Origin of the sequence: Shewanella gelidimarina (assembly GCF_023283945.1) — a bacterium.
Taxonomy (GTDB): domain Bacteria; phylum Pseudomonadota; class Gammaproteobacteria; order Enterobacterales; family Shewanellaceae; genus Shewanella; species Shewanella gelidimarina.
Window position 1 is genome coordinate 114,342 of the sequence record NZ_JAKIKW010000010.1, and the last position, 13,126, is coordinate 127,467.

Sequence of the window (13,126 nt, forward strand, 5' to 3'; positions counted from 1 at the left end):
GTGGTACTCATGTTGGTTTTAATCTGCGAAAACAACCCCGCAGCAGCCTGAAAAAAACTATCATAGGCCAAGTCAGTTTTGGTATGTGAGAAGGTAACGGGTGAAACAGCTAGATTTCAATTTATTGCGAGTGTTAGAGGTGTTGCTCGAAGAGCAAAGTGTTACCGCTGCTGCGTCGAGGCTGCACCTGAGTCAATCTGCGGTCAGTAAACAGCTGAGCAAGTTACGCGAAACCTTCGATGATCAATTGTTTGATCGCACTGCCTATGGCCTAAAAGCAACACCACGAGCATTAGAGTTAGCCCCAGAGCTGCGCGAAGTGTTGCAAAGGTTAGATCAATTTACTCGCCCAAATACTTTTGAACCCGCCGAGAGCCGACGCCGTTTTCGAATCAACTTGGTTGAAACTGCCTATTCGCTCACATTTCCCTACTTTATGCCTCAGTTACTTGAACAAGCGCCACAAGTGAGTCTCAATTGTCAAACATGGTCACTGGATAGCTTAGATAAACTATTGCGCTGCGAAATTGACATGGGCATTATTTGTCGCGAGTGGGATAACCGTTCTTTGTTACACATGAATCACTTACCCGAAGAGTTAGGGTATGCAGAATTGATTCGGGACTATCCTGTATGTTTGGTGAGGAATGAGCATCCGCTATTAAATGAGCCTTGGAATATAGAAACTTTTCTAAAGTATCGTCATTTACAGGTTACTTTTGGTGGGCTTGAGCACTGGCTGTTGGATGATGTATTGCGTTTAAAGTATTTGCATCGAGATATAGCCGTTAACATGACAGACTTTAATAGTGCAATGGGCCTGTGTGAGAGCAGTGATTTGATTTTATGTGCGCCTAAAAAATATGCGACTAAAATGGCTGCAGACTTTGACCTAACGATGCTTGACGTGCCGACTGAACTTGAACCCGGTGCCTATGTTTTGGTGTGGCATAAGCACTTTAATCTTGATCCCAGCCACCGTTGGCTGCGTAATTTGATTATTAATGGCGTAAAAGAGAAAGATTAACCGCCCCTAGTCTTTTTGATTGTTTGTTATCAATAATTAACTTTGTGTCGATCCGCATTATCTTGAAAAACTTGAATGTGATCTGTCCGCTTTTTGGCTTCATACATGGCGATGTCAGCATATTTAAGAATGACTTTTCTGTTTTCTCCGTGGATTGGGTATTGGGCGATGCCAATACTGATCCCCACGACAAGTTGAATTGGGTCACAAACGATCTCATTTAGGAAGTTTTGTTGAATAGCTTGGGCAACTTTAACGGCACTATCGGCGTTGCAATTGGGGAGTATGACCGTAAATTCATCGCCTCCAATACGAGCGACTAAATTGCCAGAAGGGACAGCATCAAAAATCTTTTTTGCTATTTCTTGCAGTACATAATCGCCAAATGCATGGCCGTATGTGTCATTGATGACTTTAAAATTATTAACATCCATCATCATGCAGCAGGTCGGTATATTGGTATCAATCGTGAGGCGTTCAAGAGTTTCATAAAACTGGATACGGTTCGGTAAGCCTGTTAGCGCATCATGGTGTGCTTGATGGTGTTTCTCTTTTAGGGTCAGCAGTAATTCGCCTATAGTACTTTTACTCATTTTTATAATTGTAAGTACAAAGCCGCCTCCTGCAAAAAATATTACCGCGACAATCATTTCTAAGTTATTCGGATCTTCATCAAATAACATCCAGATAAAACCTAAATATCCAATAATAAATAATAGAATCATTCCAAATAGAATGCGCCATCCATTGCGTTGATAGTTTGGTTGATTGCAGATCTGTAATGCTGGGTATAGGGCGAGTAATAGCCCTAGAAGACCAACAGAGACCAAGGTAAGCGCAATGGTATTCATAGTTATTTTTATAGGGAATGGTCTTTATATTGTAGTAGAGATGATTGTTCTTTTGTATAAGTTACTTGTACTTGCTTGACCCGAATCGTTAGATAGCATCTAAAAAAGCCTGAATCACCGGCTCTGTAACCCGCTTCTCTCGGCAGCAGCACCCTAACTCAAACGGCGGAATGGCTATTGGCGATGACAGTAATTGAATTCGGTCTCTTACTGGGCTGTTATTAATCACCACTTCGGGAGTGATACTGACGCCACAGCCGAGTGCGACCATAGAGGTTATGGCTTCTTGTCCTGACACTTGAGCATAAATATTGGGTGTTAAGCCAAGTGCTTTAAACCAGTTGTCGATACGTTTTCGACCTGGTCCATGCTCAGGCACGATAAACGGCAGACGATCCCAAGGGATGTAGGACTCGGTCAGCAATTCTTGCACTTTGCAGCGAAAAGTCGGTGCGATGATAGACAGTGGCACGTCATCTATTTTGGCAAAATGCAGGTTTTCTGGAAAAGGATCAGGCAGCGCTGCAATGGCGATATCAGCGCGATTATTGCGAATTTCGTTGACGGCATTAGCCGCATCACCTGTGGTTAATGCTATTTCGACTAATGGATGCTCTCGCCTAAAGCGGTCAAGTAAGCCGGGCAGATGACTATAGGCTGCGGTCACTGAGCAATAAAGGTTAAGCCGACCTCTTAGTAAATCCTGTTTAGGGTCAATCTTAGTTTTGAGTTTGCCCCAGTGATCCAAGGTTAACTCGGCAAAATGACGATACTCCACGCCGGCACTCGTTAATGTCACGCTGCGATTATCACGCTGAAACAGCTGCGCCCCTACCTCTGCTTCTAATCTTTGCATTGCACGACTTAGCGTTGATGGGCTGACATGCATCGCTTGTGCGGTGCGCGCAAAATGCAAACTATCAGACAGATGTAAGTAGAGTTTGATAGTGCGAATATCCAAATGGTTCATCCTCTGTGTATAGTGTTTGCTAGCCGCAAGGGTTAAGAGACCGTTATCTTTCCATGTTGCATAAAGCGCAACATCATGTTCCGAATATATCATTTTAAGCAATGAAACGCTTGCGCTATAGTGATTTCAATCACAGCTTAGCTCACTATTGAGCTAGCCCGTTTAAACATCCAGAATCAAGGTGGTATATCAGATGGCTAACTATTTTAACTCTCTGAATTTGCGTCAACAATTAGAACAGCTGGCTCAATGCCGCTTTATGGATCGTAGTGAGTTCAGCGAAGGCTGTGACCATATCAAGGGGTGGAACATTGTCATCCTAGGTTGTGGTGCGCAAGGTTTAAACCAAGGTTTGAACATGCGTGACTCCGGGCTCAATATTGCTTTTGCACTGCGTCCACAAGCGATTAGCGAGAAGCGTGATTCATATCAAAAAGCCACCGGCAACGGTTTCCGTGTTGGCACTATTGAAGAGTTAATTCCTGATGCGGATTTGGTGTTAAACCTAACGCCGGACAAGCAGCACACTAACGCCGTCACCACTATTATGCCGTTGATGAAGCAAGCTGCGACATTGTCTTATTCGCACGGCTTTAACATTGTTGAAGAGGGTATGCAGGTTCGCCCAGATATCACCGTCATCATGGTTGCGCCTAAGTGTCCTGGTACTGAAGTACGTGAAGAGTACAAGCGTGGCTTTGGTGTACCGACACTGATTGCGGTTCATCCAGAAAACGATCCAAAGGCTGAAGGTTTTGATATCGCTAAGGCGTATGCAAGCGCAACGGGCGGCGACAGAGCGGGCGTATTGCACTCCTCTTTCATCGCTGAAGTTAAGTCTGACCTTATGGGTGAGCAGACAATTCTTTGCGGCATGTTACAAACTGGCGCAATTTTGGGTTACGAGAAGATGGTTGCCGATGGCGTAGAGCCAGGTTATGCCGCTAAGCTTATTCAGCAAGGTTGGGAAACCACTACCGAGGCACTTAAGCACGGTGGTATTACCAATATGATGGATAGACTCTCTAACCCCGCTAAGATTAAAGCGTTTGAAATGGCAGAAGAACTGAAAGAGATCCTCCAGCCATTATTCGAAAAGCACATGGACGATATTATCGGTGGCGAGTTTTCTAAAACCATGATGGAAGACTGGGCTAACGACGATGCTAACTTGCTTAAATGGCGCAGCGAAACCAATGAAACGGCTTTTGAAAATGCACCACAGTGTGATGAGCCAATCGACGAGCAGGCATATTTCGATAAAGGTATCTTCTTGGTTGCGATGATCAAAGCGGGCGTTGAGCTTGCGTTCGATACTATGGTTGCCGCGGGTATTGTTGAAGAGTCTGCTTACTATGAGTCACTGCATGAAACGCCACTTATCGCCAACACCATTGCTCGTAAGCGTCTTTACGAAATGAACATCGTGATCTCTGATACGGCCGAATACGGTTGTTACCTATTTAACCACGCAGCAGTGCCTATGCTACGCGGTTATGTTGAAAGTATGTCATCAGAATACCTAGGTGCTGGCTTAAAAGAGACCAGTAACGGTGTTGATAATCTTCGTCTTATCGAAGTCAATGATGAGATCCGTAACACTGCAGTTGAATTTGTCGGCGCAGAACTTCGCGGTTACATGACCGAAATGCAACGCATTGTTGAAGAAGCTTAAAATTATTTGAGGCGGAGCCTGTAACTCAATAGAGTGGCAGGCAACGCTGAAATAGCCCGAGTAGAGTAGCATCAAGGTTTGAAGTAAAACATTAACGATTAACACCTTAGTGACAATAAAGAGAGGCGGCAGTCAGTTATTATTACATCGAGTTGTTAGCGCTAAATCCTAGGTTAACGCTGGTGTATTATGAGTAACGCAAAAGTTTTCATTGTGCTTTTTATTCGCTTTGTGGTACATCTTAATGGTGGTCTGATCGACAAAGACCGATACCGAATTTAAGCAAAGACCCTTATTAGGAATACAAGTCGCGTATGTTTAACCAAGCTGCCCAAATTATTATTGTGATTATTACCGTCGTGATTATTAAATCACAGCGGGGGGCGCGCATGCTAAATCGACACACCTAATTAGGTTTAAGATTGCAAACAACCCCCGCGCCGAAAGGAACGGGGGTTTTTTCGTTTAAAGGCCTGCTGAAATTATTGAGTGTCGCCATTAAGCCGTAACCAAGTTATCGAACAATTGAGTAGTGGAGCAAGAACAGATGGAACAAGGGCAGATGATACGGGGCGCCGACGCAGTAATAAAAACCATCGCGGCACACGGGGTAAAGACGGTGTTTGGTTATCCAGGCGGTGCGATTATGCCAATCTATGACGCCTTGTATGGCAGTTCTGTAGAACATTTGCTGAGTCGCCATGAGCAGGGCGCTGCATTTGCAGCAGTAGGTTATGCTCGTTCAAGTGGCAAGACTGGCGTTTGCTTTGCCACTTCAGGCCCCGGAGCCACGAACCTTATTACTTCGCTGGCCGATGCGTTGCTCGATTCTGTTCCTGTGGTCGCGATTACCGGTCAGGTTTCCACCGCCGTGATCGGTACCGATGCGTTCCAAGAGATTGATGTACTAGGCATGTCACTGTCGTGTACCAAGCACAGCTTTATGGTGACCAATGTTGAAGAGTTAGTGCCAACGCTATATAAAGCATTTGAAATTGCAGCGTCTGGTCGCCCTGGCCCCGTTTTAGTCGATATACCTAAAGATATTCAAATTGCACTAGTGGATTACAAAACGCCGTTACAAGCCGTAATGCCAGAACCAGAACATACTCAAACCCAAATCGATGCTGCGAATACACTGCTAGCTCACTCTTCGCGCCCCATGCTGTATGTGGGCGGCGGCGTGGGCATGGCGAGTGCAGTTGAGCCGCTAAGACAGTTTATTGCCGCAACGGGTATTCCATCAGTGGCGACCTTAAAAGGGCTCGGCGCCGTCAGTTACGACACCCCGAGCTACCTCGGCATGTTAGGCATGCATGGCTCCAAAGCGGCCAATCTAGCGGTGCAGCAATGCGATTTACTGATCGTAGTGGGTGCGCGCTTTGATGACCGTGTGACTGGACGTTTAGCCTCGTTTGCTGAAAATGCCAAAGTGCTTCACCTTGATATTGATGCCGCTGAATTGGGCAAACTCAGAATGCCAGAAGTGGCCATTGCAGGCGATTTGCGTCAAATCCTACCTGCATTGAGCCAAAGTATGCAGATTGAAGCGTGGCAAGACGCGGTTCAAAGCTTGAAAGAGCAGCACCCATGGCGCTATGACCGCCCAGGTGAATTGATTTATGCTCCGGCAATGTTGCATCGTTTAGCACAAAAATTACCTGAAGATAGTGTGGTTTCTTGTGATGTGGGTCAGCACCAAATGTGGGTGGCGCAACACATGTATTTTCGCCGCCCAGAAGATCATCTTTCAAGTGCCGGGCTTGGCACTATGGGCTTTGGCTTGCCTGCAGCGATTGGCGCTAAAGTCGCGCGACCAAGTGCTATGGTGGTGGCAGTGTCGGGTGATGGTTCATTCATGATGAACGTACAAGAGCTTACCACTATCAAGCGCCGACGTTTGCCGGTTAAAATTTTGCTAGTCGACAATCAAAAGTTAGGCATGGTTAAGCAGTGGCAGCAGCTATTCTTTGAAGAGCGTTATAGCGAAACTGACCTTTCTGATAACCCAGACTTTGTCAAAATGGCATCCGCCTTTGATATTCCTGGGCGTAACATTACCTTGGCCAGCGAAGTTGAAGCAGGCTTAGATGAAATGCTTAATAGTGAAGGGCCATTCCTACTGCACGTGTCGATAGATGATGCGCATAATGTATGGCCATTAGTCCCGCCAGGGGCGTCAAACCAAGACATGATGGATGAGATGGAGAAGCAAACATGAGCCACTACTCAGTAGCAATTAATGTGCAGCAGCAACCAGAAGTATTAGAGCGAGTGTTGCGCGTCGTCCGTCATCGTGGTTTTAAAGTCACTAGTTTACAGATGCAACTTAACGAAAATAATACCACCAGTATTGATATGTCAGTGCAAAGCGATAGAGCAATTGCTTTGTTAACCAATCAAATAATAAAGTTAATTGATGTACTGGACTGCCAAGTATTGGCAAGTCAAACAAACAAGACCACCGAATCTGCAAAAGGATAAGAATATGGCCGCTAAAACAGCTGAATTAATTTGGTTTAATGGTGAGATGATGCCTTGGGGTGACGCCAAGGTACATGTCATGTCGCATGCTTTGCATTACGGTACGTCTGTGTTTGAAGGTATTCGTGTTTACGATACCCCCGCTGGGCCAGCGGGCTTTAGATTGACCGAACACGTACAGCGTTTGTTTGATTCAGCAAAAATCTATCGCATGCCTATTCCTTATGGCTTTGATGAGCTGATGCAAGCGTGTTGTGATGTGGTGTTAGATAACGGTTTATCCAGCGCCTATATTCGCCCGTTAGCTTTTTACGGTGATGTGGGCATGGGCATTACGCCCCCCAAAGATGCACAGTGCGATGTATTAGTGGCCGGTTTCCCATGGGGCGCGTATTTAGGTGAAGACAGTATGGATGCCGGTGTTGATGTTGCAGTCACCTCTTGGAATCGTTTAGCGCCAAATACAATCCCTACTGGCGCCAAAGCGGGGGGCAATTATTTGTCATCGCTGCTGATTTCTACCGAAGCTAAGCGTAACGGTTTTGATGAGGGTATTGCGCTAGACACCAATGGTCTGGTCAGTGAAGCTGCGGGAGCAAATATTTTTGTGGTGAAGAAGAATAAAATCTACACACCACCAGCCACTGCCGCTATTCTGATGGGATTAACCCGTGACTCCATTATCACTTTGGCCCGAGATAATGGCTATGAAGTGGTGGAAGAGAACATGTCTCGTGAATTTCTCTATTTGGCTGACGAAATTTTTATGACGGGCACCGCAGCAGAGATTGTGCCAGTACGTAGCGTTGATCGCATCGAAGTGGGTAACGGTAAGCGCGGTGACATCACTAAGATAGTTCAAGCGAGTTTCTTTGGCCTGTTTAATGGTAAAACTGAAGATAAATGGGGTTGGTTAGAGCCGCTTAAAAAGTAGGTTTGAAGCAGATTAACGGCGGGTTTAAAGCCGGTAAGAGCAGATTAACGGCCGGTTAAGAGACGATTGGAAGCCGATTAAGAGACGGTTAGAAGTAGGTTAAGAGACGGTAAGAGCAGATTAACGGCCGATTAGAAGCCGGTTAAGAGCTGATTGAGAGACGGTTTAAAGCCGATAAAAAAGCGGGACGCTTCGCTGACGGAAAGCTGAAGACAAAATATTAAAAGCTGAGGCAAAAGCCTTAGGTTAAAGAATCAAAATAGAAGGCTAGCGTGAGTATTTTAGACCCTAGAATCTTCTCTAAACAAGGATTATAACAATGCCAAAATTACGTTCAGCAACCAGTACCGAAGGTCGTAACATGGCCGGAGCACGTGCACTTTGGCGTGCCACGGGTGTAAAAGACGGCGATTTTGGTAAACCAATTATTGCGATCTCTAACTCATTTACTCAGTTTGTACCGGGTCACGTTCACCTTAAAAATATGGGCTCATTAGTTGCTGGCGCAATTGAAGAAGCGGGCGGTATTGCTAAAGAGTTCAATACGATTGCAGTTGATGACGGTATCGCAATGGGCCATGGCGGCATGCTTTACAGCTTGCCATCACGCGAACTTATCGCTGACAGCGTTGAGTATATGGTGAATGCGCACTGCGCTGACGCGTTGGTGTGTATCTCTAACTGCGACAAAATCACTCCCGGCATGTTGATGGCGGCGCTTCGACTGAATATCCCGGTGATTTTTGTCTCTGGTGGTCCGATGGAAGCGGGCAAGACTAAGCTGTCTGACAAAATTATTAAGCTCGATTTAGTGGATGCAATGGTGGCGGGCGCCGATGAACGGGTGTCGGATGCCGACAGCGAGCAAATTGAGCGTAGCGCTTGCCCAACGTGTGGCTCATGTTCTGGCATGTTTACCGCTAACTCAATGAACTGCTTAACCGAAGCGCTGGGTTTGTCATTGCCGGGTAATGGTTCAATGTTGGCGACTCACTCTGACCGTCGTGAATTGTTCTTAGAAGCGGGTCGCCGCATTATGGATCTTGCGACGCGTTATTACCGAGATGACGATGAGTCAGCATTGCCACGCAATATTGCTAACTTTAATGCGTTTGAAAATGCCATGACACTGGATATCGCCATGGGTGGTTCGAGCAACACGGTATTGCATTTGGTTGCGGCGGCAAGTGAAGCGGAAGTTGATTTCACCATGGCTGATATCGACCGATTATCTCGCCTAGTACCGCACTTGTGTAAGGTTGCACCGTCGACACCGAAATACCATATGGAAGATGTGCATCGCGCAGGTGGCGTGATGGGTATTTTGGGTGAACTCGATCGTGCCGGTCTACTGCACAATGACGCTTATCATGTAGCAGGTAAAAACCTGGCTGAAGTACTGGCAAAATACGATATCGCGCAAAGTAAAGATGCTGCAGTACATAAGTTTTTCTCTGCCGGGCCTGCAGGTATTCCAACCACTAAAGCCTTTAGCCAAAGTTGCCGTTGGGACAGCGTTGATATTGACCGTGAAGAGGGCTGTATCCGTACGCGTGAATTTGCTTTTAGCCAAGAGGGTGGCCTCGCCGTATTAGCGGGCAACGTGGCTGTTGATGGCTGTATTGTAAAAACCGCTGGTGTTGAAGTGGAAAACCACACCTTTACCGGTAGTGCCCGCGTCTATGAAAGCCAAGATGATGCGGTTGCAGCAATCTTAGGCGGCGAAGTTGTTGCTGGCGATGTGGTGGTTATTCGTTACGAAGGCCCTAAAGGTGGCCCAGGTATGCAAGAGATGCTTTACCCAACGAGTTACCTTAAGTCTCGTGGCTTAGGTGCCAAATGTGCGTTGATCACTGATGGTCGTTTCTCGGGCGGAACCTCTGGTTTGTCAATTGGTCATGTATCACCAGAAGCGGCGGCGGGTGGCGTGATTGGCTTAGTACAAACCGGCGACACTATTGAGATTGATATTCCAGCACGCTCCATCAAATTAGCTATTAGCGATGTTGAGCTAGCGGCGCGCCGCACTGCTATGGACGCGTTAGGTGTTGATGCATGGAAGCCACTTGGGCGTGTTAGGCAAGTGTCGATGGCGCTAAAGGCGTACGCACTATTAGCGACCAGTGCCGACAAAGGTGCTGTGCGTGATATCAGTAAACTGGTTTAATCGATTTAATGGGCTTAAGAGGTAGTTTATGTTGGCTGTAGCATCAAAACCACAATTGGACTTAGCGCATTATTATTTGCAAAAGATATTACTGTCTTCTGTTTATGATGTCGCTAAAGTGACGCCGCTTTCTAGCCTAAATAAGCTCTCTGCACGTCTTGGGTGCCAAGTATTTCTGAAACGTGAAGATATGCAGCCAGTGCACTCTTTTAAGCTGCGTGGCGCTTATAACAAAATTGCGGAGCTCACTAAAGAGGAGTGCGAGTGTGGCGTGGTCTGCGCGTCGGCGGGTAATCATGCGCAAGGGGTGGCAATGTCTGCTGCTGCGCGGGGTATTAGCGCGGTTATTGTTATGCCTGAAACCACCCCCGATATTAAAGTGGATGCGGTAAGGCGACTCGGTGGCAATGTTGTCTTGCATGGGCAGGCTTTCGACCAAGCCAATGCCTACGCACAAAATCTGGCTAAAACAGAAGGGCGCGTCTACGTTGCCCCGTTTGATGATGAAGCGGTTATCGCCGGACAAGGCACAGTGGCACAAGAGATGGTGCAGCAACAGCGCGATCTTGAAGTGGTGTTTGTTCCTGTGGGCGGTGGTGGCTTAATTGCGGGTATTGCCGCTTATTACAAAGCGGTGCGGCCACAGGTGAAGATCATTGGGGTTGAACCTGAAGATTCTGCCTGCTTAAAGGCGGCGCTCGATGCAGGTGAGCGAGTGATACTACCGCAAGTGGGTCTGTTTGCTGATGGTGTGGCAGTGAAGCAAATTGGCGCAGAGCCCTTTAGGGTGGCACGGGAGTATGTTGATGATGTTATTACCGTGACCTCCGATGAAATTTGCGCTGCGGTAAAAGATATTTTTGAAGACACGCGCGCGATAGCTGAGCCTTCAGGTGCATTGTCGTTAGCGGGACTTAAAAAGTATGTTGGCAATAATGGCAAAGGCGAGAAGCTCGGCGCTATATTGAGCGGCGCTAATGTCAATTTTCATAGCTTGCGTTATGTGTCGGAGCGCTGTGAGCTTGGTGAGCAAAAAGAAGCCATTCTTGCGGTCACGGTGCCAGAGCGTCCAGGGATCTTCCTGCGTTTTTGTGAGCTACTCGGTAAGCGAGCAATGACGGAGTTCAACTATCGCTTTAGCAGTCGAGATAAAGCGGTAGTTTTTGCAGGAATTCGTATCTCTGAAGGCCAGAGTGAACTGAATGAGATTATCGCTAACCTCGAATCTGAAGGTTTTGGGGTACAGGATCTCTCTCTGGACGAAACGGCTAAGTTGCATGTGCGCTATATGGTTGGTGGACATCCCCCAGAGCCGCTAGAAGAGCGCTTATTTAGCTTTGAATTCCCAGAGCACCCAGGTGCGCTGTTTAAGTTTTTGACCACACTGCAAAGTAAGTGGAACATCAGCTTATTTCACTACCGTAACCATGGTGCTGCCTATGGCAGAGTGTTAGCCGGCTTTGAAGTACCAGAAAGTGATGATCTTGCTTTTCAGCAGTTTTTAACGGAGCTAGGCTTCATCTATCAAGAGGAAACTAACAGTCCAGCGTATCAATTATTTCTTGATAACCGTGCCTAGATTGCTGTTTTGATATAAAAATTTGTGGTTGAAATAATCGTTTTTAGACTGGTAAAAATGACCCTCGTTGAGCTACCTCAAAATGCAGGATTTAGCATTTTGATGTGGTTTGTTAAAAAAAGGACGCGAAAGCGTCCTTTTTTTATAAAACTCTCGCAGACTTATAGAGTTAAGTCCCGTTTTGTAATATGGTCTTAAAGATAAAGATAATAATAATCGCCGTTATCGCAGGGCTTTTTGTTTAGGCAAGGCAGTTCAATCTTAACCACACCAACGTATTTTGTTTCTAAGGAAATATAATGTTAATAGCACCCTATACTGAAACGTTTAATCCACCGCGCAGAGTGCTGATGGGACCCGGGCCTTCAGACGTTTATCCAGAAGTCTTGGCTGCACAAGCTAAACCCACCATTGGTCATCTTGATCCCTTATTTGTTGGCATGATGGATGAGTTAAAAGCGCTTATCCAATATGCATTTCAAACCACCAATGAGATGACGCTAGCGGTGTCTGCACCCGGCAGCGCAGGCATGGAAACCTGTTTTGTTAATCTACTTGAGCGCGGTGAAAAAGTGATTGTTTGTCGTAACGGTGTATTTGGTGAGCGTATGCGCCAAAATGTCGAGCGTTGCGGTGGCGTTGCGGTAATGGTTGATAATGAATGGGGCGAAGCAGTCTCAGTTGATGATGTTGCTAGCGCACTTGCGGCCAATCCAGATGCTAAGTTTCTGGCTTTTGTACACGCAGAAACCTCAACTGGCGCCTTGTCTGACGCTAAAGCTTTATGCGCTTTGGCAAAACAACATGATTGTTTATCGATTGTTGATGCGGTGACGTCTCTCGGTGGCGTTGAGCTTCGGGTCGATGAATGGGGCATTGATGCTATCTATTCAGGTAGCCAAAAGTGTTTATCTTGTGTACCTGGTTTGTCACCGGTGTCGTTTTCTCCTGCCGCCGTTGAGAAAATGGAAGCCCGTACGACGCCAGTACAGAGTTGGTTTCTCGATCAAACTTTAGTGATGGGCTATTGGACCGGTGAAAGTAGCGGGAAACGTAGCTATCACCATACTGCCCCAGTGAATGCACTGTATGCATTACATGAGTCATTGCGTCTGTTGTCACTTGAAGGATTGGAGCAAGCGTGGCAAAGACACGCTGATATGCATCAAATATTGCGTCATGGTTTGCAGCGCTTAGGCCTCAAGTTTGTGGTTGCTGAAGCGGTTCGATTACCTCAGCTTAATGCGGTCTATATTCCTGAAGGAATAGATGACGCCAAAATACGCAAGCAGCTATTGGAAAACTATAACCTAGAGATAGGGGCAGGGCTTGGCGCTTTGGCAGGCAAAGCTTGGCGCATTGGTTTAATGGGCTATGCGGCCCGTCGTGAAAATATCGCGCTATGTATTAAAGCACTTGAAGAGGTGCTGGCGTAACTC

The 13,126-nt window shown here is 46.5% G+C and carries 10 protein-coding genes; 8 read left to right on the plus strand and 2 right to left on the minus strand.

Annotated features, from left to right (window positions below):
• Window positions 1-100 precede the first annotated feature (100 nt).
• Complete coding sequence (locus tag L2729_RS10740) at window positions 101-1,027, plus strand: LysR family transcriptional regulator (RefSeq protein WP_101089415.1); 927 nt, start codon at window positions 101-103, stop codon at window positions 1,025-1,027.
• A 29-nt stretch (window positions 1,028-1,056) separates the two neighbouring features.
• Here L2729_RS10740 and L2729_RS10745 read toward each other — a convergent pair whose 3' ends face one another.
• Together L2729_RS10745 and ilvY are read right to left on the minus strand one after the other, a co-directional pair.
• Window positions 1,057-1,878 (minus strand): GGDEF domain-containing protein, encoded by an 822-nt coding sequence (locus L2729_RS10745; RefSeq protein ID WP_248988272.1) that lies wholly within the window; start codon window positions 1,876-1,878, stop codon window positions 1,057-1,059.
• Between the two features lie 88 nt (window positions 1,879-1,966).
• Window positions 1,967-2,839, minus strand: a complete 873-nt coding sequence (ilvY, locus tag L2729_RS10750) for an HTH-type transcriptional activator IlvY (protein ID WP_248988273.1) — start codon at window positions 2,837-2,839, stop codon at window positions 1,967-1,969.
• Between the two features lie 202 nt (window positions 2,840-3,041).
• Here ilvY and ilvC point away from each other — a divergent pair, with 202 nt between their 5' ends.
• The 7 genes from ilvC to L2729_RS10785 all read left to right on the plus strand — a co-directional run bounded on the left by ilvC (window position 3,042) and on the right by L2729_RS10785 (window position 13,123).
• Window positions 3,042-4,523 carry a ketol-acid reductoisomerase gene (gene ilvC, locus L2729_RS10755; RefSeq protein WP_248988274.1) on the plus strand — a complete coding sequence of 494 codons (1,482 nt, stop codon included), beginning with the start codon at window positions 3,042-3,044 and terminating at the stop codon, window positions 4,521-4,523.
• 547 nt (window positions 4,524-5,070) lie between these two features.
• Window positions 5,071-6,744 (plus strand): acetolactate synthase 2 catalytic subunit, encoded by a 1,674-nt coding sequence (ilvG, locus tag L2729_RS10760; RefSeq protein WP_248988275.1) that lies wholly within the window; start codon window positions 5,071-5,073, stop codon window positions 6,742-6,744.
• Window positions 6,741-7,007, plus strand: a complete 267-nt coding sequence (gene ilvM, locus L2729_RS10765; protein WP_248988276.1) for an acetolactate synthase 2 small subunit — start codon at window positions 6,741-6,743, stop codon at window positions 7,005-7,007. Before ilvG ends, ilvM begins: the two co-directional genes overlap by 4 nt.
• A 4-nt stretch (window positions 7,008-7,011) precedes the next feature.
• A complete protein-coding gene (locus L2729_RS10770) occupies window positions 7,012-7,941 on the plus strand; it encodes a branched-chain amino acid transaminase (RefSeq protein WP_248988277.1) in 930 nt (309 codons plus the stop codon).
• Between the two features lie 319 nt (window positions 7,942-8,260).
• Window positions 8,261-10,108: a dihydroxy-acid dehydratase gene (gene ilvD, locus L2729_RS10775; RefSeq protein ID WP_248988278.1), complete on the plus strand. Its 1,848-nt coding sequence runs from the start codon at window positions 8,261-8,263 to the stop codon at window positions 10,106-10,108.
• A gap of 28 nt (window positions 10,109-10,136) precedes the next feature.
• Window positions 10,137-11,687, plus strand: a complete 1,551-nt coding sequence (ilvA, locus tag L2729_RS10780) for a threonine ammonia-lyase, biosynthetic (protein WP_248988279.1) — start codon at window positions 10,137-10,139, stop codon at window positions 11,685-11,687.
• Window positions 11,688-11,986: 299 nt separating this feature from the next.
• Window positions 11,987-13,123, plus strand: a complete 1,137-nt coding sequence (locus L2729_RS10785; RefSeq protein ID WP_248988280.1) for a pyridoxal-phosphate-dependent aminotransferase family protein — start codon at window positions 11,987-11,989, stop codon at window positions 13,121-13,123.
• Window positions 13,124-13,126 lie beyond the last annotated feature (3 nt).